The 22483-nt window shown below is 64.7% G+C and carries 23 protein-coding genes; 13 read left to right on the top strand and 10 right to left on the bottom strand.

Features of this window, described 5'->3' with window-relative positions:
- Nucleotides 1-94: 94 nt before the first annotated feature.
- The 5 genes from FDT80_RS15250 to FDT80_RS15230 all read right to left on the bottom strand — a co-directional run bounded on the left by FDT80_RS15250 (nt 95) and on the right by FDT80_RS15230 (nt 3765).
- Entirely contained in the window at nt 95-850 is a 756-nt protein-coding gene (locus FDT80_RS15250; protein ID WP_138663173.1) for an SH3 domain-containing protein, read from the bottom strand.
- Nucleotides 851-853: 3 nt separating this feature from the next.
- The gene (locus tag FDT80_RS15245) at nt 854-1171 is read right to left on the bottom strand and encodes a c-type cytochrome (RefSeq protein ID WP_170311891.1); all 318 of its coding nucleotides are present in this window, start codon (nt 1169-1171) and stop codon (nt 854-856) included.
- Nucleotides 1172-1322: 151 nt separating this feature from the next.
- The gene (locus tag FDT80_RS15240; protein ID WP_138663172.1) at nt 1323-2720 is read right to left on the bottom strand and encodes a hypothetical protein; all 1398 of its coding nucleotides are present in this window, start codon (nt 2718-2720) and stop codon (nt 1323-1325) included.
- Nucleotides 2721-2804: 84 nt separating this feature from the next.
- Entirely contained in the window at nt 2805-3230 is a 426-nt protein-coding gene (locus FDT80_RS15235; protein ID WP_138663171.1) for a potassium channel family protein, read from the bottom strand.
- A gap of 61 nt (nt 3231-3291) precedes the next feature.
- A complete protein-coding gene (locus FDT80_RS15230) occupies nt 3292-3765 on the bottom strand; it encodes a Crp/Fnr family transcriptional regulator (protein WP_170311890.1) in 474 nt (157 codons plus the stop codon).
- Between the two features lie 143 nt (nt 3766-3908).
- Between FDT80_RS15230 and FDT80_RS15225 the strand changes: the two genes are divergently transcribed.
- The 5 genes from FDT80_RS15225 to FDT80_RS15205 are packed head-to-tail and all read left to right on the top strand — an operon-like array spanning nt 3909 to nt 10478.
- Nucleotides 3909-4415 (top strand): flavodoxin family protein, encoded by a 507-nt coding sequence (locus tag FDT80_RS15225; RefSeq protein ID WP_138663169.1) that lies wholly within the window; start codon nt 3909-3911, stop codon nt 4413-4415.
- Between the two features lie 40 nt (nt 4416-4455).
- Complete coding sequence (locus FDT80_RS15220; RefSeq protein ID WP_138663168.1) at nt 4456-5181, top strand: ABC transporter ATP-binding protein; 726 nt, start codon at nt 4456-4458, stop codon at nt 5179-5181.
- Between the two features lie 6 nt (nt 5182-5187).
- A complete protein-coding gene (locus FDT80_RS15215; protein WP_138663167.1) occupies nt 5188-7551 on the top strand; it encodes an ABC transporter permease in 2364 nt (787 codons plus the stop codon).
- Nucleotides 7552-7562: 11 nt separating this feature from the next.
- A complete protein-coding gene (locus FDT80_RS15210; protein ID WP_138663166.1) occupies nt 7563-8774 on the top strand; it encodes an efflux RND transporter periplasmic adaptor subunit in 1212 nt (403 codons plus the stop codon).
- 24 nt (nt 8775-8798) lie between these two features.
- Nucleotides 8799-10478, top strand: a complete 1680-nt coding sequence (locus FDT80_RS15205; protein WP_138663165.1) for a PHA/PHB synthase family protein — start codon at nt 8799-8801, stop codon at nt 10476-10478.
- Here the strand turns inward: FDT80_RS15205 and FDT80_RS15200 are convergent.
- Nucleotides 10475-10861, bottom strand: coding sequence for a phasin family protein (locus FDT80_RS15200; protein WP_138663164.1), 387 nt, complete (start codon nt 10859-10861; stop codon nt 10475-10477). The two genes, FDT80_RS15205 and FDT80_RS15200, sit on opposite strands and share 4 nt — an antisense overlap.
- A gap of 260 nt (nt 10862-11121) precedes the next feature.
- Here FDT80_RS15200 and FDT80_RS15195 point away from each other — a divergent pair, with 260 nt between their 5' ends.
- From FDT80_RS15195 to FDT80_RS15185, 3 genes are all read left to right on the top strand, one after another.
- Nucleotides 11122-11832, top strand: a complete 711-nt coding sequence (locus FDT80_RS15195; protein ID WP_138663163.1) for a VIT1/CCC1 transporter family protein — start codon at nt 11122-11124, stop codon at nt 11830-11832.
- 140 nt (nt 11833-11972) lie between these two features.
- Entirely contained in the window at nt 11973-13145 is a 1173-nt protein-coding gene (locus FDT80_RS15190; protein ID WP_138663162.1) for a site-2 protease family protein, read from the top strand.
- The gene (locus tag FDT80_RS15185; RefSeq protein ID WP_138663161.1) at nt 13138-14814 is read left to right on the top strand and encodes a PAS domain S-box protein; all 1677 of its coding nucleotides are present in this window, start codon (nt 13138-13140) and stop codon (nt 14812-14814) included. The genes FDT80_RS15190 and FDT80_RS15185 overlap by 8 nt, the downstream gene beginning before the upstream one ends.
- Here the strand turns inward: FDT80_RS15185 and FDT80_RS15180 are convergent.
- A complete protein-coding gene (locus FDT80_RS15180) occupies nt 14790-15563 on the bottom strand; it encodes a response regulator (RefSeq protein ID WP_138663160.1) in 774 nt (257 codons plus the stop codon). The genes FDT80_RS15185 and FDT80_RS15180 overlap by 25 nt on opposite strands.
- A gap of 182 nt (nt 15564-15745) precedes the next feature.
- Between FDT80_RS15180 and FDT80_RS15175 the strand changes: the two genes are divergently transcribed.
- Together FDT80_RS15175 and FDT80_RS15170 are read left to right on the top strand one after the other, a co-directional pair.
- Nucleotides 15746-16420: a helix-turn-helix domain-containing protein gene (locus tag FDT80_RS15175; protein ID WP_138663159.1), complete on the top strand. Its 675-nt coding sequence runs from the start codon at nt 15746-15748 to the stop codon at nt 16418-16420.
- A 303-nt stretch (nt 16421-16723) separates the two neighbouring features.
- Entirely contained in the window at nt 16724-17695 is a 972-nt protein-coding gene (locus tag FDT80_RS15170; protein ID WP_138663158.1) for an MBL fold metallo-hydrolase, read from the top strand.
- Nucleotides 17696-18333: 638 nt separating this feature from the next.
- On the opposite strand, the gene FDT80_RS15165 is transcribed toward FDT80_RS15170, so the two are convergent.
- From FDT80_RS15165 to FDT80_RS15155, 3 genes are all read right to left on the bottom strand, one after another.
- Nucleotides 18334-18804, bottom strand: a complete 471-nt coding sequence (locus tag FDT80_RS15165; RefSeq protein WP_138663157.1) for a DUF3775 domain-containing protein — start codon at nt 18802-18804, stop codon at nt 18334-18336.
- 21 nt (nt 18805-18825) lie between these two features.
- A complete protein-coding gene (locus FDT80_RS15160; RefSeq protein ID WP_138663156.1) occupies nt 18826-19257 on the bottom strand; it encodes a DUF2267 domain-containing protein in 432 nt (143 codons plus the stop codon).
- A 61-nt stretch (nt 19258-19318) separates the two neighbouring features.
- Nucleotides 19319-20506 (bottom strand): DUF8173 domain-containing protein, encoded by a 1188-nt coding sequence (locus tag FDT80_RS15155; protein WP_138663155.1) that lies wholly within the window; start codon nt 20504-20506, stop codon nt 19319-19321.
- Between the two features lie 229 nt (nt 20507-20735).
- Here FDT80_RS15155 and FDT80_RS15150 point away from each other — a divergent pair, with 229 nt between their 5' ends.
- Genes FDT80_RS15150 through FDT80_RS15140 form a run of 3 tightly spaced genes read left to right on the top strand, consistent with a single transcriptional unit; the run spans nt 20736 to nt 22447 of the window.
- The gene (locus FDT80_RS15150) at nt 20736-21212 is read left to right on the top strand and encodes an Hsp20/alpha crystallin family protein (protein WP_138663154.1); all 477 of its coding nucleotides are present in this window, start codon (nt 20736-20738) and stop codon (nt 21210-21212) included.
- Between the two features lie 36 nt (nt 21213-21248).
- Nucleotides 21249-22088, top strand: coding sequence for a universal stress protein (locus FDT80_RS15145; RefSeq protein ID WP_170311889.1), 840 nt, complete (start codon nt 21249-21251; stop codon nt 22086-22088).
- 38 nt (nt 22089-22126) lie between these two features.
- On the top strand, nt 22127-22447 hold the full coding sequence (locus FDT80_RS15140) for a TraR/DksA family transcriptional regulator (protein ID WP_138663152.1): 321 nt from the start codon (nt 22127-22129) through the stop codon (nt 22445-22447).
- The last annotated feature ends 36 nt before the right edge of the window (nt 22448-22483 follow it).

Below are 22483 nucleotides of genomic sequence, written 5' to 3'. Positions count from 1 at the left end.
CGCTCGCCTGAGCACGATCGCGCCGGCCCGCTGCCGGCGCGATCAACCGCCCGCGAAGCGGGGTCGCCCGGCTGTCACGGGGCCGCGACGGGGATCATTGCGGGATGGCATCGCCAAAGATAAGGTGATGGGGAATTTCAAAGCGCTGGTCGTCAACGCGAATGATGTGAAGCGGGCCGCTTTTGCGCCAATCCACATCGGTGCCGACGCCCGACATTGTCGCATTCGCCGATATGAACGTGCCGTTGACGAAGTAGAGCGTCCGGCTGAACCCGTTGGAAAAGGTCGCCACCGCTGTCGCGTCGCCCCCGGCACCGCGTGCGATTTCGATGTGGCAGGTCTGCATCTTCTGCCCGCGCACCTGCGCGCAGGGGATCGTGCCGCGGGCATCGAAATCGCGGGACTTCGCCCGCTGCGCGCTGTCGTCGCGCCCGGTGGGCACCGTCCCGTCCGGGCTTTGCGCCGGGCGCAGGGCCTCTGCCGCGCCATGACCGCGCGGACCGTCGCCAAGCGGCCGGACCAGGCACCAGACGCGGCCCGCGTTTCGGGTGCAGCCCATGTTGTTGAGGATGGTCCCGGCGGGCAGCACCGCAATCGGCTCCGCCGTGTCGGAGGGCGTGCCGTGCAGCGCGAGGCCGTCTTGCGCCACCACTTCCCATCGTCGCGGACCGCCGTCCTGCGGTGCGGCCGGCACGTCCGCGGCGATCCCGTCCCGGGCCTGCGCGGGCACTGCCCAGATCGCGATCAGGCAGACCGCGGCGCCGAATACATGGGGCCAGCGGCGGAGGGCCGCGCGCGCAGGCACCCGCATCCCGCGATCGTCAGCCCGCCGTTCGGACAGGCCCGGCATGGATCACTCCAGCTCGGTGGTGATGTAGGTCACGATGCTGGCGATGTCCTCGTCGCTCAAATCCTCGGCCAGCGGCATCATCAGGGCGGAATTCGGCCCGATCTTTTCGCCCGCGCGGTAGGCCTCGAGACGTTGAGTGAGGTACTCCTCGCCCTTTCCCACCAGCTTGGGAAAGCTGGCCATGCCCTTGCCAGTGGGGCCATGGCAGTTCTTGCAGACGCTTTGATAGATCTCTTTCCCGTCGTCGCCGTCTTGCGCCATCGCCGGGCCCGCGCCCGACGCGGCAAACACTATTACGGTCAGTAGCTTCGTGATATTCATGATCCATCCAGATTCAGCTTGGTTAGCGAAGTTCGGCACGGCGGTCGCGCCCTGCCGACGGCACGGTCCCTCATTCCGAGGCGGCAGTCAAGTTCGCCCGCCGATATCGGATCGGCCCCGCCTGAGCGATCCGGACGCCGCGCCGCGCCGTTCAGAGCAGCAGCCCGTAGATCACCACCCACACCGACAGAACGCAGGCGCAGATCAGCGTGTAGGCGCCGTTCCAGACAAGCCCGACGCGCAGTGCGCTGATCCCCCCGAAAGAACCGATCAGCAGCGTCGTCGCGGTATAGGGCGAGCTTGCGCCGCTCAAGGTCCAGCCGGCGGTAATCGCAACCACCAGCGCGGTGGGCGACACGCCCAGGCTGGCGGCATCGGGAATGAGCGGCGCGATCAGCGTGACGGCAAGGATCGGGTTCATGCCCACCTGTCCCGCCAACGGGATGATCCAGACGAAGGATACCAGAATGACCCAAGTGGGCAGCGCCCCCAGATCGAGGCCCGCCCGCGCCATCACCGGCGCCAGCAGCTGCGCGCCCACGGTGCCGATGTAGCCCGCCATCATCAAGAGCGTCAGTTCGCCGCGATAGCCGGGCAATTCGGCAAAGAGGTAATCGCGCACCCGCGTGGCGACGTGATACGCCGGGCGCGTCCGCCAGTGCTGGATCACCATCCAAACCAGCGCCATCACCGGCACGATCACCGCCACGATCCCCACGATGCGGACGCTGGTCAGCGCGTAGAGCGTGGACACCCCGATCACCAGCAGCGACAAGAGCACGACCAGCGGGGTCATCGCCCACCAATTGCCCGTGGGGTCGGTGCGCGGGGCAGGCGCGGTCGTCAGGCGTGGTTTGAACGCGGTATCGAGGATCCAGCCGATGCCCGACACGATCAGCGCGGTGATCAGCCCCGGCACCACCGCCTGTGCCCAGGACGTTCCCGGCACCATGGTGGTCGAAATCGCCATCGCGAAAGACAGCGGTGACCACGGCAGGCTGGAGATGAAGCCGCGCTGGATCGCCAGCAACATGCGGCGGGTCCGGATCATGCGAATTTCCGCGTTGGGTTCGGACTTGGCGCTGGACATCGCGAGCGCGCCCAAAAGCTGGATCGCACCGTAGTTGAGAAGCAGCGCGAACATCTGTCCGCCGACCGACAGCGCCGCATAACGGCGCCCCGGCTTTTGCGCCGACAGGAACCGCCCCGCCTGCTGGATCGCGGGCGAGGTCTGGGCGACGTTGCGCAGGGTGGCCAGCGCCGAGAAGAACGCCGCGATGAAGGCGGCGGCGCCCAGCGCGCGCAGGGTGATGGCGACCCAGTCGGGATCGGTCAGCGCCAGCGCGCCGGTCAGCCCGACGGCCACGGCGATGAAGACCTTGCGCGATCTGCCGACCTGCGTGGCAAAGACCGCCATGACGCCAAGCACCAGCACCGGCACCACGGGTGCCGTCCACCCCGCCACACCCCATTCGCGGAAAATCACAAGCACCGTGATCGCGGCAATCGCGCTGCCCACGATCCGGTCCCAAGCCGCCTGTCGTCTCATAGCTCCGCCCCGATGACCTGCTGCCGCTTGTGCCCAATGGACGACAGGGGCGCAAGCGGCAAGCGCCGGGCGCAGGCACGCAGATCACCGCCGCTTGATGCGGCGCAGGTCCTTCATCACGTCGACAAGGAAAGCGGTGAACAGGCCAAAGACAAGCAAGCCATTGGTCGCCGTCATTCCCGCCAGAAGCCGCCATTCGGCGTCGAGCACCAGATCGCCGTAGCCGACGGTCGTGAACGATACGATGGCGAAATAAAGCGCCGGTTCCAGCGTGTCGAACAGGCCAAGCGCGTAATAGACGAGCGCCCAGATCCAGACCGAGAGCGTGACCACCACCAGAATCCAGAACAGTGCCGCCAGCAGGGCCGACAGCGCGATCAGGCGTCGTCTGGACGCAGCGTAGCGCCCGATGCGCGCCTCCAGCGCTTCGGAAGCGATTTCGAAGAACACCGTGGACAGGACCATGGTCGTCGCGATCACGCACGAGCCGATGGACAAGACAGCGATCATGCCGCGCAGCGCCCGGCGATGGGAAAGCCGGCATCGGCGGGCACGGGCGGCGGCATAGGCGCTAGTGCAGCCTCATGGGCCGGCCCAGCCCCGGCGACATCGTCTCAAGCGCGCCGATGAGCGCCACGATCCGCCGCGTACAGGCCCCGAGGACGAACCGGCGCATCTCGGGCGAGTTGCGCATCAGCTGCTCGAACGCCTGGCGCGGCATCGCGATCACGTCGATGTCGGTCTCTGCGACGGCTCTACCGGGGTATCCCGCGCAGGCCATCAGGGAGGCTGTTGTCATATGGCGGCCCTCGCCCGCTTGGACGCGATCGGTGATCAGCGGGTGCCCGGTGGCGGTCGGGCGTTCGATGCGAAGCGTACCCGACGTCAGCACAAGAAGGATATAGGGAATATTCTGCGGCTCGAAGACCTTGCTTCCGGCGGCGATGCGCAGGTGCTGGGCCTGCGCCATCACGGTTTGCGGAACCGGGACCGGGGGGGCGTCAACGGGGTCGGCCCGAGGGCCAGTCGGGGGATGTAGTGGCATTTTCGCGCGCTCCTTTGCTGCAGTGCCGATCATACGGCGGGTCACGGTGTGCGGATTTGACATTGCTCAAGGGCGCGGCACCGTGCGGGCGGCAAGCTGGGCACAGCGTTTCGCGATCTTGCCCACAGCCTTTGGATGGACCCATGCTACAGACAGTGAAAACCACGGCGGTGGTGTATTATTCCCGCACCGGCCACAGCAAGGACGCTGCGACCGAGATCGCCGACACGCTTGGCGCGCAACGGTTTCGCCTGACCGTGGACCGATACCACGGCCCGCGCCTTGGCTATCTGACCGCGGGGTTCGACAGCCTGCGCCAGCGCCTGCCGCAACTGACCTCGCCGCAGCCCGCGCTGCGCGGGTTTCAGGCGATCGTGTTCTGCGCCCCGGTCTGGACCAGCTATCCCGCCACGCCGATGCGCCGGTTCCTGCGCGATCATCCGGTGCTGCCGGGCGTCGTGGGCCTGTTCCTGACCTGCGGCGACGACAGCGAACCGGCCAAGGCGTTCGAGATGGCGCAGGCCGATCTGGGCCGTTCCTTTCAGGCGCGCGGATACCTGCCCGATGCGCTGGCGCGGACCCCGGGCGGCCAACAGCGCGTCACCGAGTTCTGCGCGGCACTTCAGGCGCTGGTGAAAACAGCCGTTTGACGCAGGTCAACGTAAGTCGTGGCGCGCGCTGGCATAGAGGATGCGAAAGGAGAGCCGCGTGCCGGAGATCGTATTTCGCACCCAGGGTGTGACCAAGGTCTATGACACCGGCGCGGTCAAGGTCTATGCCCTTGCGGGCGTCGATCTGGAGCTTTACGCGGGCGAGTTGGCGGTGTTGCTGGGCCCGTCGGGCAGCGGGAAATCGACGCTGCTCAATATCCTGGGCGGGCTGGATCGGGCCACGGACGGGCAGGTGTGGTTCCGCGACCGCGAGCTGACCCATCTGAACGATCGCGAGATGACGCGGTTCCGGCGCGATCACGTCGGCTTCGTGTTTCAGTTCTACAACCTGGTGCCCAGCCTGACGGCACGCGAAAACGTCGGGCTGGTGACCGATGTCGCAATCGACCCGATGCCCCCCGAAGAGGCGCTGAGGCTGGTGGGCCTGGGGGCGCGGATGGACCATTTTCCCGCCGAACTGTCGGGCGGCGAGCAGCAGCGCGTCGCCATCGCCCGCGCCATCGCCAAACGTCCCGAGATCTTGCTGTGCGACGAGCCGACGGGCGCGCTCGACAGTGCGACGGGCGTGCAGGTGCTCGAGGTCTTGCGCGACATCAACGACCGGTTCGGCACCACCACCGTCGTGATCACCCACAACGCCGAAATCCGCCGCATGGCGCATCGCGTGATCCAGTTTCAGGACGGCCGGATCAGCGATGTCCAGGTGAACGAGACGCGCCTTGCGCCGTCGGAAATCGCGTGGTGAGCGGCCATGCAGGTGCTTGACATAAAGCTGTTTCGCGATTTCCGGCGCCTGTGGGTTCAGGTTCTGGCAATCGCGATGGTGCTGGCCTGCGGGGTGGCGATCGTGCTGACCTCCTTTGGCATGTACCGTGCGTTGGGCGAGACCCGTCAGGCCTATTACGAGCGCAACCGCTTTGCCGATGTGTTCGTCGCGGCCAAGCGCGCGCCGCAAAGCCTGCTGCCGGATCTGCGCCGTGTTGCCGGCGTGCAGGCGGTGGAGGCGCGGATCACCGGGTATTCCATTCTCGACGTGCCCGGCCATGCCGAGACCGTGGTGGGGCACATCCTGTCGCTGCCCGAGACCGGTGAGCACGTGTTGAACGTGCCGGTGCTGCGGCGCGGTGCTGCGCCGCTGCCGGGCGCGCGGTATGACGTGATGGTCAACGATGCCTTTGCGCTGGCGCACGGGCTGGCGCCGGGCGACAGTTTCGATGCGAACCTCAATGGCACGCTCAGGCGGCTGACGATCACCGGCACCGTCCTGTCGCCGGAATTCATCTATTCGATCGGGCCGGGCCAGTTGATGCCCGACAATGCGGCCTACGGTATAGTATGGCTGCCCGAACGTACGGCCGAAGCCGCCTTTGACATGACGGGCGCGTTCAATCACCTGTCGGTCAAACTCGTGCCGGGCGCGCGGGCCGAAGCGGTGATCGACGCGATGGACGACCTGCTGGACGACTACGGCGGTCTGGGTGCCTATGGCCGCGACCTGCATCCCTCCGACAGTTTCGTGAGCGCGGAGCTGAACCAGTTGCGTGGCATGGCACTGGTGCTGCCGCCGATCTTTTTCGGCATCTCGGCGTTCCTGGTCAGCATGGTCATGGGCCGCATCGTCACGCTGGAGCGCAGCGAGATCGGCCTGCTCAAGGCGATCGGGTATTCCGACACCGAAGTGATGCTGCATTACCAGCTGCTGGCGGGACTGGTGGCCTTGGTGGGGATCGCCGTGGGCTGGATCTTTGGCGCATGGCTGGCGCATGGTCTGGCGGTTCAATATGCGCAGTTCTTCGATTTTCCGTTCCTGATCTACAGCGTTTCGCCGGGGGCCTATGCGGGGGCGGGGCTGCTGGCGCTTTCGACAACGGCGCTGGGGGCGGCGCGGTCGGCGTGGCGCGCCGCACGGCTGGCGCCCGCCGTCGCGATGCAGCCCCCCGCCCCGCCGCAGTTTCGCCGGTCGCTGCTGGACCGGATGCTGGAACACGTCAGGGTGCGGCAATCGACCACCATGATCCTGCGCAGCCTCGCGCGATGGCCGCTCAGGTCGGCCTTGACGATCCTGGGGCTGTCGCTTGCGGTGTCGGCGGTGGTTGCCGCGTTCTTCATCAACGATGCGCTGGACGAAATCATCGACCGCGCGTTCTTCCAGTCGAACCGGCAGGACGCCGTGCTGCTGTTTTCCGACGATCTGCCGGACACCGCTCTGGCGGATGTGGCGCGGCTGCCCGGTGTGCTGGCCGCCGAGGGGCAGCAGGCCCATCCCGCCATCCTGCGCCACGGCGCGCGGTGGAAGCGCGTGGCCATCGAGGCGCGGGCGCCGGGCGCCGACCTGGCCCGCATCGTGGGGCGCGACGGCAGGGCGGTCGACGCGCCGCCGGGCGGAATCGTGCTGTCGCAGCGACTGGCGCAGCATCTGAACGCCGGCCCCGGCACCGCGATCGAGGCGGAATTCCTGACCGGGCGGCGCGAGACCCACACGATCACCGTCACCGACACGGTCGAGCAGTACTTCGGCCTCGGGGCCTATGTGGACCTTGGGTATCTCAACACGCTTTTCCGGCAAAGACCGCAGATCGGCAGCGCGAATGTGCTGGTCGATCCGGCGGCGCTCGGGGCGTTGCATGCCCGGGTGCGCGAACTGCCCGTCCTGATGGGGCTGGCGATGCTGACCGACACGCGGCAAAGCTTTCAGGACACGATCCGCCAGAACATCGTCATCATGAACACGGTCTACATCACCATCGCCGTGCTGATCACCGTCGGCGTGGCCTATAACGGCGCGCGGATCCAATTGTCGGAGCGCGCCCGCGAGCTCGCCAGCCTGCGCATCCTCGGCTTCACCCGGACCGAGGTGTCCTACATCCTCGTGGGCGAGACGATGCTGCTGGCGCTGCTGGCACAGCCCCTGGGATGGCTGATCGGCACATGGATCGCCACCGCGATGACGAATGCGTTTTCCAGCGATCTTTATACCATCCCGCTGGTGCTCAGGCCGCATACCTTCAGCCTGGCGAGCCTGGTGGTGCTGGGGGCGGCGGCGGTGTCGGTGCTGATCGTGCGGCGCAGGCTGGACCGACTGGACCTGGTGACCGTGATGAAGACGAGGGAGTAGGAACGCGCGCGATGGCAGTGTCGAAACGCACATTGGGGCTGATGGGGCTGGGTGCCGGGATCGTGGCGGTGCTGCTTTATGTCACCGTGCGGCCGGAGCCGGTTGCCGTCGATCTGCATGACGTGCGCGTGGGGCCGATGACGGTGACCATCGACGCGGACGGCAAGACCCGGATCCGCGACCTCTACGAGGTGTCGGCGCCGATTTCGGGCACGGCGCGCCGGTCGCCGGTGGAGGTGGGCGACCGGGTGATCGCGGGCGAAACCGTGGTCGCAATCGTGGAGCCCGTGGCCCCCAGCCTGCTGGACGCCCGCAGCCGAATCCAGGCCGAAGCCGCCGTGCGCGAAGCCGAGGCATCGCTGCATGTGGCGCAGACCGAACTGCTGCGCGCGCAGGAGGATCAGCGCCTTGCCCGGAGCCAGTTCGACCGCACCCAGACCCTGATGGACCGGGGCGTGGCGTCGGTGACGCAACTGGAGGACGCGGCCCAGCGGCTGGCCGTGACCACCGCCGCGGTGGAAGCCGCCCAGGCGCGCATCGACATGGCGCGCGGATCGCTGGAGCGCAGCCGCGCCGCCCTGATCGAGCCCACGACGGCGCAAAATCCCTCCGGAGGCTGCTGCGTCCGGATATTTGCGCCGTCGGACGGGGTTGTCCTGTCGGTCGTGACGATCAGCGAACGGCCGGTTCTGGCGGGTGCGCCGCTGTTGTCCATCGGCGATCCCACCGACCTTGAACTGGTGGTCGATCTTTTGTCGAACGACGCCGTGCGGCTGGCCCCGGGCGTGCCCGCCAAGGTGACCCGCTGGGGTGGCGACACGCCGCTGGATGCGGTGCTGAACCGGGTCGAGCCCGCCGCGCGCACCAAGGTATCGGCGCTCGGGATCGAGGAACAGCGCGTCGATGCCATCTTTGACCTGGTCACACCGCTGAAAGACCGCCCCGGGCTGGGCGACGGGTTTTCGGTCTTTGTGCATATCATCGAATGGCAGGCCGAGGAGGTGATGCAGGTTCCGGTCAGCGCGCTGTTCCGGCGTGGCGACGGCTGGGCGGTGTTCCGGGCGATCGAGGGGGTCGCGCAGGAAATGCCGGTGCAGATCGGGCAGCGCAACACCCGCATGGCGCAGGTGCTCGACGGGTTGTCGCCGGGCGATCGGGTGATCGTGCACCCCAGTGACGCCATCAGCGCGGGCAGCCTGATCCGCGAGCGCGACACGCTTTGACACAAGGATGAAAGGAGCAACCAGATGACCCATAACGACACGAGGACACCCGATGCATTGCTGCACTCGGCCATCGGGCGGGTGACCGGAGGGCTGTCGCCCACCGCGCTGGCCACGGCCTACCTGGATTGGGCGATGCACCTTGCCGGATCGCCCACCAAGCAGGGCGACCTGCTGGCAAAGGCACAGACCGAGGCGCTGCGCCTGATGACCGGCGGGAAACGGAGCGAGGAGCGCAACGGGCGCGACAGCCGCTTTTCCGATCCACGCTGGAACACCCTGCCCTTCGCGGCCTATCGCGATACGTTTCTCGCGCAGCAACGCTGGTGGAATGCCGCGACCACGCACCTGGCGGGCGTGGACCCGAAACACGAGCGGATCGTCAACTTCATCGCGCGCCAGATGCTCGACATGGCGGCGCCCAGCAACTTTGCCATCACCAATCCGACCGTGCTGAGCCGGACCTGGGACGAGCATGGAGAAAACCTCTTGCGTGGGGCGCAGAACTGGATCCAGGATTTCAACCAGTTGATCGGACAGCGCAGACGCCCCCATTGCGAGGATTTCTGCGTCGGGCGCGACATCGCGGTGACCCCCGGCGAGGTGGTGTTCCGCAATCGCCTGATCGAGCTTATCCGCTACACCCCGCGCAGCGACACGGTCCGCCCCGAGCCGATCCTGATCGTGCCGGCGTGGATCATGAAATACTACGTGCTGGACCTGTCGCCGGAAAATTCGCTGGTGCGCTATCTGTGCGAACAGGGGTTCGAGGTCTTCATCATCTCGTGGAAGAACCCGGACGCCGACGACGCCGACCTGACGATGCAGGACTATGTCGATCTTGGCGTGCGCGCCGCGATCAAGAAGATCACCAGGGGCGACAAGGACGCAAGGCTGCATGCGGTCGGCTATTGCCTTGGCGGGACCTTGCTGTCGATCGCGGCTGCCGCGATGGCGCGCGACGGGGACGACCGGTTTGCCACGCTCAGCCTGCTGGCCTCGCAGGTGGATTTTTCCGAACCGGGCGAGATCGGGCTGTTCATCAATGAAAGCCAGGTCGCGTTCCTGGAGGACATAATGGCGACCCAGGGGTATCTGGATGCCGACCAGATGGCCGGCGCGTTCCGGCTGTTGCGCTCCAACGACCTGATCTGGAGCAGGGTGATCCGGCACTACCTGCTGGGCGAACGCACCCAGATGAACGATCTGATGGCATGGAACGCCGACAGCACGCGGATGCCCGCCAAGATGCATTCCGAATACCTGCGCCACCTCTTTCTGCACAACGATCTGGCCAAGGGGATGTTTCAGGTCGATGACGCGCCGGTGGCGCTGTCCGACATCCGCGCGCCGATCTTTTGCGTGGCCACGACCAAGGACCACATCGCGCCCTGGCGGTCGGTGTACCGCCTGATGTTGCTGACCGATACCGACGTGACCTTCGTGCTGACCAACGGCGGGCACAATGGCGGCATCCTGTCGGAACCGGGCCACGAGGGCCGGCATTATTTCCGCATCCACAAGACCGAGGGAGATGCCTACAGATCGGCCGGCGCATGGATCGAAACCGCAAAGGCCCACGACGGGTCATGGTGGCCGGTCTGGACAAGATGGCTGGCAGAAAAAAGCGGAGCGCCAGTGGCACCCCGCAGGACGAACGTGCCGCATATCGCGGCCGCTCCGGGTCATTACGTCTTTGGCTAGATCGGCGTCGCGTGCCGCTTTCCGGCGGGCGGCTCCTTCGATGCCTCCTTGAGCTTTTCCATCATCGTGCTGCTCATCTCGACCATCTTTCCGGTCTCGTCGCGGTATTGCTCCACCGCGGTCTGGATGAACTGCGCCTGCACCTTCTGCACCTCCTCGATGTTGCGGCAATGCAGGATCTGGTGCTGGGTCTTGACGTCCTCCTTGATCCGGTCGGCCACAAAGCTCAGCCATTCCGATCCCATCTCGCTCATCTGTTCGAGCCAGGCTGTCCCCATCCATGCAATCGATCCGAACCCCACCTTCTGAAGCTCGGCAACCGCCTGCATGGCGGAGGTCGCGGAGATATTCTCTTCGCCGGTCGTCTTGTTTTTTTCGGCCATCTGACAGTCCTTTCTGATCTGGTTGGTAGCGCGACCCTAGCCGCGCGTGCGCCGCGTTTTATTGATCTGGCTCAACGCGCGCGGGGCAATCGGCGGCATAGGCGCCAGATGACACAAATCATGCCCCGTGACGGCGGATTGGCGCCGCCCGCACCTGCGACAGGCGCAAATGCCGGCCCCGGCGCGCGCTTGATCTGGCTCAACGCGCGGGCCGGAGACGGCGCGTTAGCATTCCCCAGATCGCACGGGGAGAGCCGCAGATGGCATTGGAGCACGGGCACAGCGCCACAGATATCGCCGAGCGGCTGGCGAGCACGCGCGTCGGGCATCTGCGCGATATTGTCTATGGCGCGATCGACGGGGCGATCACGACCTTTGCCATCGTGGCGGGCGTCGAGGGGGCGGGCCTGCCGACGACCGTTATCATCGCGCTCGGGCTGGCCAACATGCTGGCGGACGGGTTTTCGATGGCGGCCAGCAATTATTCCGGCACCAAGGCCGAACTGGACGACCGCCACCGCATCCGCGCGGTTGAGGAAAAGCACATCGCGACCGTTCCCGACGGCGAACGCGAGGAATTGCGCCAGATCCTGCGTCTCAAGGGGCTGCGGGGGCCGGTTCTTGAGCAGGCGACGGCGCAGATCGCATCGGACAACGACACGTGGATCGGCGTGATGATGACCGACGAATACGGGCTGTCACCGGCCCATCCGCGCCCGCTGTCGGCGGCCGGCGCCACGTTTCTTGCCTTCGTCGTCGCGGGCAGCGTGCCGCTGATCCCCTTCCTGCTGGGTATCGGCTCGGCCTTTGCCTGGGCGACGGCGATGACGGCGGCGGTGTTCTTTGCCATCGGCACCGCGAAATCCCGATGGTCGCTGGCGCCGTGGTGGCGGTCGGGGCTCGAGACGCTGCTGATCGGGGCCGTGGCGGCGGCGATCGCTTTTGGCGTGGGCCGCCTGTTTCATGTCTGATCGGGGGGTGTCGTCCCGCGCCTGATTTGTCGGCGCGACCGGAAATCATGCACCACCGCGAATGCAGCGGTATTGAGACAGATCAAGGACAGTCCGGCGCGACGGCCTAGGCTGCACGTCACTTCCAATCCGAGGCGGTCATGTTCTCAAACTCCATCAAGGTGTTCACGCTCCTGGGCTTCGATATCAAAATCGATCCCAGTTGGGTGCTGATCGCGGCGTTGATCGTCTGGAGCCTTTCGACCGGCTATTTCCCGCAGATCGTCGAGGGTGAGACGCGCGAGACCTACCTGACGATGGCCTTGCTGGGGATGCTTGCCTTTTTTGCCTCGCTCATTCTGCACGAGCTTGCGCACAGTCTTGTCGCGCGCCGGTTTGGCGTCGATATCAAGGGGATCACCCTGTTCATCTTCGGGGGGGTGGCCGAACTGGAAAGCGAGCCCAAGTCCGCCGGATCGGAATTCTGGATCGCCATCGTGGGCCCGGCCACCAGCTTTGCGCTGGCGTTGGTGTTCTGGGCGCTGAGCGTGATCGGGGAGGCCGCCCGCGCCGGAGACGCGGCGGTGGCGGTTCTGGATTACCTTGCGATCATCAACCTAGTGCTGGCCGTGTTCAACCTGCTGCCCGCCTTTCCGCTGGATGGGGGGCGTGTCTACCGCGCGGTGCTGTGGAACCGGTCCGGCGACATTCTCGACGCCACGCGCCGGGCCAGCACATTGGGCAGCTACATCGCCTATGCGCTGATCGGTGTGGGCATCCTCGGGTTGTTTTCGGGCTCCCAGGTCGGCGGTCTGTGGCAGATCTTCATCGGGCTGTTCCTGCTGATCGCGGCCAAGAGCACCTATCAGCAGACGCTGGTCAACGCCGCCCTGAAGAACAAGACGGTCGCTTCGATGATGACGCCCGATCCCCATACCGCGTCGCCCGACCAAAGCCTGGCGGAACTGGTCAACCTGGTCATGCTGCGCCACCGCACCAGCTATGTGCCGGTGGTCGAGGATGGTGTCGTTCTGGGGTATGTGGATGGCAGCGTGCTGGGGAATATCGACCGCGACAACTGGTCCAGCACACAGGTCGGCGATGTGTTCGTCGCCGTGGGGCCGGGAAATTCCGTGCCGCCCAACCTGCCTGCGAGCGCGGTTCTGGAGCGGATGTCACGCGCGGGCCAGCGCAAATTCATGGTGATCGACGGCCAGAGGCTGCTGGGCGTGATCACGCTTGCCGATCTTCTCGAATACCTGCGTGTGCTTCAGGATCTTGGCGTCAACGCCGGCCCGCCACGCCAAAGCCGCGCGCGCCGGTCCCATGAGTAGCGGAGCAAGGCCCGAGGAACGCCGGGCCTTTTGCGCGCAGCCCTCCGCGCCATCCGAGCGACGCGCGAAGGGCCGCGCGGCCCAGCAGGACGACCGCCCCCCCGAACAGGCCCCCCCGCAAGGCGCAGCCAGCGATGCGACCGTGTTGACGGCGGTCTTCGATGCGGCGGCGGATGCGATCCTGGTGTCGGACGCGCAGGGCAACACCACGCGCGCCAACGCGGCAGCCCTTGCCATGTTCGGCTATACCGAGGACGAACTGATCGGGCGCAACGTGTCGATGTTGATGCCACGGGCGCTGGCCGATCTGCACGACGCCTTCATGCACCACCACTTGACCACCGGTGAACGCCGCATCATCGGCAGCGGCCGCGAAGTCGAGGGCTGGCGCAAGAACGGCACGGCCTTTCCGCTGCACCTGTCCGTCGGGCGGGCCACGGTGGACGATCAGCCGGTGTTCGTCGCGATCCTGCATGACCTCAGCCGGCGCGCCGCCGCCGAAGAGGCGCTGTCGCGGTCGCAACGGCTTGATGCGATCGGGCAGATGACGGGCGGCGTGGCACATGATTTCAACAACCTCCTGACGGTGATCATCGGCAGCCTGGAGCTTTTGCGGATGCGCCTGAAAGACGAAGGCGCCCGCGATCTGGCGCGCGACGCCCTTGAGGCCGCGGAGCTTGGCGCGGACCTGACGTCGCGGCTGCTGGTCTTTGCCAGCAACAGCGAACTGCGGCCCAGGCAGGTCGATCTGAACCGGATCTGCGCGGCATCGCTGTCGATTCTGACCCGGGCACTAGGCTCGATGATCAGGATCGAGACGCGGTTCGACGACACGATCGCGCTGGTCTCGGTCGATCCGATGCAGCTTCAGACCTCGATCATGAATATCGTTCTGAATGCCCGCGATGCGATGCCGTCGGGGGGGGTACTGCGTTTCGAGACCCAGGTCATCGACATCGACGACGATTATATCAGCCAGGAAACCAACGTTGCGATGGGCCGTTATGTTCGGCTGACCATCGGCGATACGGGCCATGGCATGCCGCTCGAGGCGCGCCGCCGTGCGTTCGAGCCGTTTTTCACCACCAAGGCGGTGGGCAAGGGCACCGGGCTGGGCCTGTCCATGGTCTACGGTTTCGTGAAACAGTCAGGCGGCTATATCACGCTTTACAGCGAACCGGATCAGGGCACGAGTTTTGGCTTGTATTTCCCGGCCTTGTCGGGGTCGGTCGGGCACAGAACGGGCGCGGCCGCCGCCCTGGCCGCAGACCTGCCGCGCGGCGCAGGCGAACGGGTGCTGGTGGTCGAGGACAACGCGCAACTGCGCCGTCTGACCCGCCAGCGACTGCTGGATCTGGGCTATGTCCCGCAGCAGGCCGAAACGGCGGATGCGGCGCTCGTGGCGCTCAGGACCCAAGGCGGACAGTTCGATCTGCTGTTTTCGGATCTTGTCATGCCGGGGTCGATGAACGGCTATGAGCTGGCGCTGCGGGTGCGCGCGCACTATCCGCATATCAAGATCCTGCTGACCTCGGGATATTCCGAGGACATCATGCGCCAGCACGCTTCTGGGCGGGACGTGCCCCTGTCGCACTTCGACGTCATCCGCAAGCCCTACAGCCAGTCCGATCTGGCCCACAAGCTTCAGGCGCTTTTCTCGCCGGAATAGCAATTGAGCGGTTCGATATCGCAGGCCAGCATGTAGCCCGTGCCGCGCACCGTCTTGATGATCCTGGGATCGGCGGGGTCGCGTTCGATCTTCTTGCGCAGGCGCGCGACCTGATTGTCGATCGTGCGGTCCAGCGGCGTCCAGTCGGGGCCATTGATCAGATCCATCAGCCGCTCGCGCGACAAGACCCGCTTGGGGTTGTCCAGAAACACGTTGAGCAGCCGAAAGTCACCGCTGGTCAGGTCGCACAGCCGCCCGTCCCTGCCCCAAAGCTCCAACCGGTCACGCACCGCCACCAGCCCTTCGAATCGCACCGTCGCACACTCCGGGTGCAGGTCGGGCAGATCTGCATCCGACATCGGAACACTGCGCCGGTTGCTGCGTTCGCTGCGGCGCAACACGGTGCGCACGCGCGCCAGCACCTCGCGGATGTGGAACGGCTTGGTGATATAGTCATCCGCGCCGATTTCCAGCCCGACGATCCGGTCGATCACATCGTCCTTGCCGGTCAACATGATGATCGGCACCTGCGTGGTTTTCCAGATCGTGCGCGCCAGTTCCAACCCGTCGTCGGCGCCAAGCTGAAGATCCAGCGTAATCAGGTCGATGGCTGTCTCGGACAGGACCTGCAGGGCGCTGGCGCGGGTGTCGGCGGTGTGCACGGCATAGCCCTCGCCCTCGAAACAGCGCAAAAGCAGTTTTCTGATCTTTGGGTCGTCGTCGACAACCAAAACATGAGTCGTGTTCATCCAGCCCCCCGATTCAGAGATACGCTTGAGCAAACGATACTTGCGCTGGGAGACTGAAAAATATGCCTCGAGAGGAAACAAACCTCCGCGCCGTTACAAATTGATACATAACAGTACCACAATAGCGGGAGTACTGCGACAGCAGAATGGCAGATTGGCCTCCTACGCATCAGGAGACCATCATGTACGTGACCATGCCGAACGATCAGTCTTCCCTCTCGCAGTTCTCCGCAACCAGACGCAAGGCTGACCGAAAGCTGGCGCGCGATCTCAAGCCCGGCGGATACCTGTTTCGCGAGGGCGACGAGGCACGGTATATCTTTCGGGTGCTGAGTGGCGTTCTGCGCCTAACGCGCGTGATGGAAAATGGCCGCAGGCAGGTGATTGCCTTTGGCTATCCCGGCGATGTCATTGGGTTTCCCAACGGGGCCGAACATCACACCGACTGCGATGTGCTGACGCCCGCGCGTGTCGTCGCCTACCGGCGGGAATTGCTGGAAAGCGGCGCGGGCGATGCCGAGTTGCATGACGAACTGCTTACGGCGGCCCTGCGCGAGATCAGCAGCATGCAAGACCATTTCATGATGCTTGGCCGCAAATCGGCCAGCGAAAAGCTGGCGTCTTTCCTGTGTGTTCTGGCGGATCGCGTGGGCACGCCGCTGGGGCCCTACACCCAGATCGCCCTGCCGATGAGCCGGTGCGACATTGCGGATTTCCTGGGCCTGACCACGGAGACGATCAGCCGGACGATCACGCAGTTGCGCCGCTCGGGGGTCATCGCGCTGGAATCGGTGCACCAGGTGATCATTCTGAAACCCGACGATTTGCTGACGTTGGCCGGGGGCGAGGAAGACTGACCCCCTGACCGCGGCGCGCCCGCAGGCACTGACGCAGCCATACGGCCCTGCCCCCTGATCGGGCGCGGGGCCTTTTGCCCGTTGCGTCGCCGGTCGCGCCGCCGCCCGCGATCAGGTCTTGGGCAATGGCCGGTTTGAGCCCGATTGTGGTGTGCCGCAAATTCGTAAGATGTCCGCTGTTCGTCCGAGGGCCGTTGGTCTGTCCATGCTCTCGGTAAGTGGTCATCTGAAATTTAGACCTATATGATTAAAAGCACACGAGACGCAGAATTGAAATTCTGCATATGAAACAAGGAATAACTCATGACTTCTTTAGATCTTTCGCGCCGTGGATTGATTCTGGGCGCCGCGGGTGGGGCCGCCCTTCTTGCCGCCGGACGCCCACACCCCCTGCAAGCCGCGGCCCATGCAACGGCACCACTTCCAACCTTCTATGATCGTATGGTCGGCAATCTGCGCGTGACGACATTGCTGGACGGGTATTTCAAGCTCGATCAGAATCTTGTGACGAACCTCGGGGACGAGAAAATCGCGGAAGGGATGAAGGCGGCCTATCTTGACCCCGCGAATCCGATTCCGCTGGCAATCAGTACTCACATCATTCGCCAAGGAGATCAGGTCAGCTTGGTTGATGCTGGTGCAGGCGGCGCCTTTGGACCAACAGCAGGCAGGCTGCGCACATCGCTGGAATCACTTGGAATTGCACCTGAAGACGTGACGCGCATTGTGTTGACTCACATGCACCCGGATCACATCGGGGGATTGATCGGAGATAATGGCCCGGTCTTCCCGAATGCATCGTTGCATGTCAGCGAAGCCGATCATGCCTTCTGGACGGACGAGACGATCGCATCGGGTGCGCCGGAGTCTTCGCAAGGTTTCTTTGCCCTGGCACGTGCTGTCAGCGAGGCCTACACTCAGCGGACTGAAATGTTTGGCGACAATACCGATCTTGGTGGCGGCCTCACCACTTTGGCAATGCCGGGGCATACCCCAGGACACAGTGGGGTCCGTGTGTCGGATGGCTCTGATCAGTTGATCATATGGGGAGACAGCACAGCTTTGGCGTCGCTGCAGTTTAGCCACCCTGATGCCGGTATCGCCTTTGACGCAGATGGCGTGCAGGCCGCCGAGACGCGCCGCCGCGTCTTGGATATGGTGGTTGCCGACAAGATCGCCGTTGCGGGCACCCATTTGCCATTCCCTGGTATCGGTCATGTCGAAGAAAAAGACGGGGCCTACGCTTGGGTTCCAGAAGAATGGCAGTACATATAAAGCAGTCGTCCCGCCAAGCTGAGAGCTGGTCGCGGATTTTCGGACCGGTTGTTACACTTAGGTAGCCACCAAAGCACCTAGACGAAGATGACGAACCGGACACGCTACGCCTGCTGAATGGCGCTGTCGGACCAATTCCAATTTGTCCGACAGCGCCACCAGGGCGACATCATGCTGACAACCCGCGCGATTGGTCCCGAAGGGTTCGGGCACGAGAAAATGCCCTGTCAAAGATGTCAGATTTTTCAAATTCACGAAAACAAGGCAGCACATTGCGCCGCCCCTCTTTGATCCAGCCTGGATTTTCGTCATCCCGTCGGATCTCAATGAGGTGTAGAGGGCCGTGCCTGGGATCTTGACATCGCCATGATCTTTTCTTTTTGAGCCGGTTGCAATTTGGCGAGGAAATCATTGGCATTGTCATTGCCGAAGCGGACAATCGAATTGGTGACGCGAACCGCAGCTTCGTCCGTTTAGCTGTCACTGGAGGTGACTGCGCCCTCGCAGAAATCTTCAAGGGCGTCTGGACTTCGAGGGGCCGGGCGCACAGCGCCGTCAGCTTGTCTGCGCAGCACATCCGGCAAGGGGTTTGGATTGGGTGCGGGGCGTTTTGCCCGTGCCTGCGGCCCGCCGCGCGGTCAGTAGCGCCCGTCCTGAAGGACATGCTCGTGGCCCAGCGCTTCCAGGCCTGAGGCCAGTTGATCCGCGACGCGCGGATGCGACAGCAGGTAGGCCGAGGTCGGGCCCTCGTCGCGGTCCTGCGCCAGCTCCAGCGCCTGATCCCATTCGGAGACGTCGAAATCGCCACGCCCGGTCCAGACGAGCGCGACAAGCTCGTGGCGCTGATCCTCGTCGAGCGCGTCGATCTCCTCGCGCAGCTCTTCGCGCAGCAGATCCTCCGGGATTTCCTGCAGCGTGGCGGGCCGCGCGTCGTCGCCGGCGTTGCCGCCCAGATCCGGCATCACCTCGTCCTCGCGCCCCATCACCGCGCGCAGCCGTTCGATCAGGCGGCGCATGTAGTCAGAGCTGATCGACAATTCGGGCATGACGTCGGTGTCGGTGTCCGTCTCGTCGGTCTGCGGGTCCGTGTCTCGGTCAGTCGGTGTCATGGGGGGCCTCCTTGGGGTCGATCACGGTTCGGGCCAAAGCGCGCGAATATCATGCGGCAGGTTGGACCGGATATCCATGACTTCGCCGCGCGAGATCTTGTTGTTGATCACGCGGAACACGGCTTCGATATCCTCGGGACCGCGATAATCCAGCACGTCGCCCACCGAGGCTTCGATTGTGGCAATGAAATCCTTTGCCTTGCGGCTGTGGATCGGCGTCGATTTCGGCATCCACCCTTCGTAGTACATGCCGCGGATGAGCAGCGGAAGCTGCGCCGCCAGATGGGCGGATTCGCCGGTATCCAGATGGTCGCGGATTGCGTGCAGCGTGGTGCGCAGCATCCGCAACGCATCGCGGGCGCTGGTCCAGTCCAGCCTGTCCTTGAGTTCGTTGATCCACTCGTGGGTCAGTTGAACCGTGTGGTCGATGACTTCCAATCCTTGCGCGGACATTGTGGGATCCTTTCCATTGGTGTCGGTGACGGCGGAGCACGCTTGCGGGCGGGCGGCGGGCTCAGCGGTCCACGGGTTGCATATCGACGTCGAGCGCAGGACCGGTGTTGCCCAGCATCCATTCAAACAGCATGTTGGTCACCGCCCCTATTCCGAGCAGAACCAGCGTGTAATTTGCGATCCAGCCGACAAAGGGGATGAAGTTCAGCGCGGCGACCACCACCACGGCCAGGGTCAGCGCCAGGAGCCGCCCCGCCAGCGACGGCGTTTCGCTTGCTCCGAACGCCTGCCAGACCCGCAAGCCGACCGCGTAGGCCCCGAGAACATAGCCCAATGTCCAGGCCACGATGGCGGCCAGCACCACGATCGGCACGAACGGCAGCCCGATGATGGTCATCCCGGTGATCGGGATCAGCCCCAGCAGCGTGGCCAGCCCGATCACACCGCCAAGCAGCATCATCCCCGGACGGTCGCTGATCGAGCGGCGCAACCGTTCGACGGGTTTGGGCAGAAAGGCCAGAAACAGCGCCCCCACCACCACGAAGAACGCCACCGTCACGATAAAGGCGGCCAACAGGGTCATGAAGGTGGGCAGCATCGGGTATTCCATGTCCTCCCACGGGGCGCCGCGGGCGCCGCGCATCGCCTCGGATGGGGTGATCCGTTCGAAGGTGACGCGGCTGGCGTCGATCACGCGCTCGGGCGGCGGCGCTTCGGCGCGCATGGCATAGCGCAGGGTGCCGTCGATACGTGCATCGGGACCGTAGGTGATGTTTTCCGCGATGATCCAGGCGTCACCGGTAATCCGGGAATTCAGGATGACGTCATACCCCATCGCTGTCAGCGCGCCGGTGACGGGGCCGTCGATGGTCACGCTGCGCCCCATCAGGCGGGCATTTCCGCCGGTGGTCGCGGCCTCGGCGGTGCGCACGGACATGCCCATCGCGGTCAGATCCTGACCCACGGGCGCGCGCATCGTCACGGTGGCCCCGGCCGCATAGAGATCGGCGCCGGTCTGTGCCTCTATGTCGACGTCGAACCCCGCTGCGTGGACATCGCCCTGCCCCGCCCCCTTGAGCGTGACCGCGGAGCCCGCGATGAAGACATCATTGGGCGCATCGATGGTTTCCGACAGGCTGGATCCTGCGATGAAGGTGTCGCCGCCGTTGGACTGGCGCACGGTGTCCGCCGCCCCCGGCAGGGCCAGCGCACAGGCGGTCGCCGCGGCAAGGCATAGGGATCGCAACATGACGGTCATCCTTTCAGGCAATGTCTTTTTTGGAACTCGGATTTGGGCAACACAAAGAAAAGGACGGGCAGGAAATGCCACGTCCAGCCGCCGAAATCCGGGGCCGCTTTCTGTCTAAGGTACTTTGATCATTTGGATCTTGACGCGGATCAATTTCGTGCGAGGCGGGCAATGCTAGAACGCTGAAACCGATGACATTCCCATTCACAGCTCATTGAGGAGACTGAAAATGAACCGTCAACTGCTGCCTTCCAGCTTTGCCAGCAAAGCGTTCCAGCACCCGTTTTTCCGGTCACTGCACGACGAGATCGACCGCGCCTTCGATCGGTTCACCGAAGGGTCGATGCTGGACACTCCGCTGATCAAGGCCGATGTCACGCCGGCACTCGATGTGTCGGAAACCGATGACGCGATCGAGATCACAGCCGAAATTCCCGGGGTCAAGGAAAGCGATCTGGACGTGTCCGTGACGGGCAATACGCTGGTTCTCAAGGGTGAGAAATCAACCGAATCCGAACGCTCCGAAAAGAACTATCACCTGATCGAGCGGCAATACGGAAGTTTCCGCCGGCAGGTGCCGCTGGGCTTTGCGCCCGACGACAAGGACATCAAGGCGACCTTTGCCGACGGGGTTCTGACGCTGAACATCAAGAAGCCCGCCGAAATCGCCGCGACCACGAAGAAGATCAAGATCGCTCACGCCTGAGGCCGCGATCCTCGCACATGAATGGAAGGGCAGACGATGCACTTGAAAACACTTCTTGTCTGCCTGACCACCCCTGACAACGCACAGACGCTGATGCGCGCCGCCGTGCCCTTGGCGCGCGCCTGCGGGGCGCATCTGATCGGGTTGCACACCATCGAAGCGCTGCTGGTCTATCCCGGCATCGCCATGCATATCCCCGGCCCCGCCTTTGCGGAATTCAACAAGAGCCAGCACAACCAGGCGCAGGAAATCAAGGACGTGTTCGACCGCCACACCCGTGCGGAGGATTTCGTGTCGGAATGGCGGTTGGTCCGAACCGAAAGCGCCAGTGCCGCGGACCGCATGATCGAAAGCGCGCGGGCGGCGGATCTGGTGCTGCTGTCGCAGGCCGACAAGCAACACGACCGTGTCGACCAGAGCCATATCCAGCAGCGGCTGATCCGCGAAAGCGGGCGCCCGGTGATCATGATCCCGCTGGGCTACGACGGCCCCGAGATCGGCAACACGGTTCTGATGGGCTGGAGCGGCACCCGCGAGGCCACGCGCGCGGCGCATGACGTGATGCTGGTGGCGCGCGACAAGGCCGAGATCGGCGTGTTGCACGTGGGCGATATGGAGACCGACGAACTGACCGATCATCCCACGATCGAGTTGGCCGAGATGTATGCCCGCCACGGCTATGCCGCGCGGGTCATTCACCGCGAACGGGCCGGCAAGAGCGTGATGGACTCGCTGCACCACGATGCATTCGAAATCGGCGCGGACCTGATCGCGACGGGCGCGTTCGGGCACTCCTGGGTCTATGATTTCGTCATCGGCGCCGCCACCCGCGATCTGCTGGCCAAGGCCCGCCTGCCGATCCTGTTTTCCAAATGACCGCCCCGTTGCGGGCGCCCCCAAACCGGAGGCCCAAGATGCAGACCGAGAAATTCAAGCAGATCATTGAACAGCGCATGACCGAACTGTCCAGGCGGCTGGCGACGATCGAGGACGCACTGGACGAACCCGCTGACCGCGATCTGGAGGATCAGGCGATCGAGCTGGAGGACGACGAGGTGCTGGAGGGCGTCGGACGGGCCGGCCAGCGCGAGATGCGCCTGCTGCAACTGGCGCTGAAGCGGATCGAGGACGGCAGCTATGGCATCTGCCAGATCTGCGGCAACGAGATCGCGGAGGAGCGGCTGATCGCCGTGCCCTTTGCGCCGCTGTGCCGGGACTGCGCAAGGCGCAGCTAAGCCAGGGAACACGCATCCGGGGATGGGGGCCCCACC

This window comes from Sulfitobacter sabulilitoris, assembly GCF_005887615.1.
Taxonomy (GTDB): Bacteria; Pseudomonadota; Alphaproteobacteria; order Rhodobacterales; family Rhodobacteraceae; genus Sulfitobacter_E; species Sulfitobacter_E sabulilitoris.
The sequence above is the reverse complement of the archived record's forward strand: the minus strand, read 5'-3'. Positions and strand labels throughout refer to the sequence as shown.

What these genes read in the sequence shown, in the direction of transcription:
- FDT80_RS15250 (WP_138663173.1), bottom strand. Translation starts at nt 850, where the DNA reads ATGCCGGGCCTGTCCGAACGGCGGGCTGACGATCGCGGGATGCGGGTG.
- FDT80_RS15245 (WP_170311891.1), bottom strand. Translation starts at nt 1,171, where the DNA reads ATGAATATCACGAAGCTACTGACCGTAATAGTGTTTGCCGCGTCGGGC.
- FDT80_RS15240 (WP_138663172.1), bottom strand. Translation starts at nt 2,720, where the DNA reads ATGAGACGACAGGCGGCTTGGGACCGGATCGTGGGCAGCGCGATTGCC.
- FDT80_RS15235 (WP_138663171.1), bottom strand. Translation starts at nt 3,230, where the DNA reads ATGATCGCTGTCTTGTCCATCGGCTCGTGCGTGATCGCGACGACCATG.
- FDT80_RS15230 (WP_170311890.1), bottom strand. Translation starts at nt 3,765, where the DNA reads ATGCCACTACATCCCCCGACTGGCCCTCGGGCCGACCCCGTTGACGCC.
- FDT80_RS15225 (WP_138663169.1), top strand. Translation starts at nt 3,909, where the DNA reads ATGCTACAGACAGTGAAAACCACGGCGGTGGTGTATTATTCCCGCACC.
- FDT80_RS15220 (WP_138663168.1), top strand. Translation starts at nt 4,456, where the DNA reads ATGCGAAAGGAGAGCCGCGTGCCGGAGATCGTATTTCGCACCCAGGGT.
- FDT80_RS15215 (WP_138663167.1), top strand. Translation starts at nt 5,188, where the DNA reads ATGCAGGTGCTTGACATAAAGCTGTTTCGCGATTTCCGGCGCCTGTGG.
- FDT80_RS15210 (WP_138663166.1), top strand. Translation starts at nt 7,563, where the DNA reads ATGGCAGTGTCGAAACGCACATTGGGGCTGATGGGGCTGGGTGCCGGG.
- FDT80_RS15205 (WP_138663165.1), top strand. Translation starts at nt 8,799, where the DNA reads ATGACCCATAACGACACGAGGACACCCGATGCATTGCTGCACTCGGCC.
- FDT80_RS15200 (WP_138663164.1), bottom strand. Translation starts at nt 10,861, where the DNA reads ATGGCCGAAAAAAACAAGACGACCGGCGAAGAGAATATCTCCGCGACC.
- FDT80_RS15195 (WP_138663163.1), top strand. Translation starts at nt 11,122, where the DNA reads ATGGCATTGGAGCACGGGCACAGCGCCACAGATATCGCCGAGCGGCTG.
- FDT80_RS15190 (WP_138663162.1), top strand. Translation starts at nt 11,973, where the DNA reads ATGTTCTCAAACTCCATCAAGGTGTTCACGCTCCTGGGCTTCGATATC.
- FDT80_RS15185 (WP_138663161.1), top strand. Translation starts at nt 13,138, where the DNA reads ATGAGTAGCGGAGCAAGGCCCGAGGAACGCCGGGCCTTTTGCGCGCAG.
- FDT80_RS15180 (WP_138663160.1), bottom strand. Translation starts at nt 15,563, where the DNA reads ATGAACACGACTCATGTTTTGGTTGTCGACGACGACCCAAAGATCAGA.
- FDT80_RS15175 (WP_138663159.1), top strand. Translation starts at nt 15,746, where the DNA reads ATGTACGTGACCATGCCGAACGATCAGTCTTCCCTCTCGCAGTTCTCC.
- FDT80_RS15170 (WP_138663158.1), top strand. Translation starts at nt 16,724, where the DNA reads ATGACTTCTTTAGATCTTTCGCGCCGTGGATTGATTCTGGGCGCCGCG.
- FDT80_RS15165 (WP_138663157.1), bottom strand. Translation starts at nt 18,804, where the DNA reads ATGACACCGACTGACCGAGACACGGACCCGCAGACCGACGAGACGGAC.
- FDT80_RS15160 (WP_138663156.1), bottom strand. Translation starts at nt 19,257, where the DNA reads ATGTCCGCGCAAGGATTGGAAGTCATCGACCACACGGTTCAACTGACC.
- FDT80_RS15155 (WP_138663155.1), bottom strand. Translation starts at nt 20,506, where the DNA reads ATGTTGCGATCCCTATGCCTTGCCGCGGCGACCGCCTGTGCGCTGGCC.
- FDT80_RS15150 (WP_138663154.1), top strand. Translation starts at nt 20,736, where the DNA reads ATGAACCGTCAACTGCTGCCTTCCAGCTTTGCCAGCAAAGCGTTCCAG.
- FDT80_RS15145 (WP_170311889.1), top strand. Translation starts at nt 21,249, where the DNA reads ATGCACTTGAAAACACTTCTTGTCTGCCTGACCACCCCTGACAACGCA.
- FDT80_RS15140 (WP_138663152.1), top strand. Translation starts at nt 22,127, where the DNA reads ATGCAGACCGAGAAATTCAAGCAGATCATTGAACAGCGCATGACCGAA.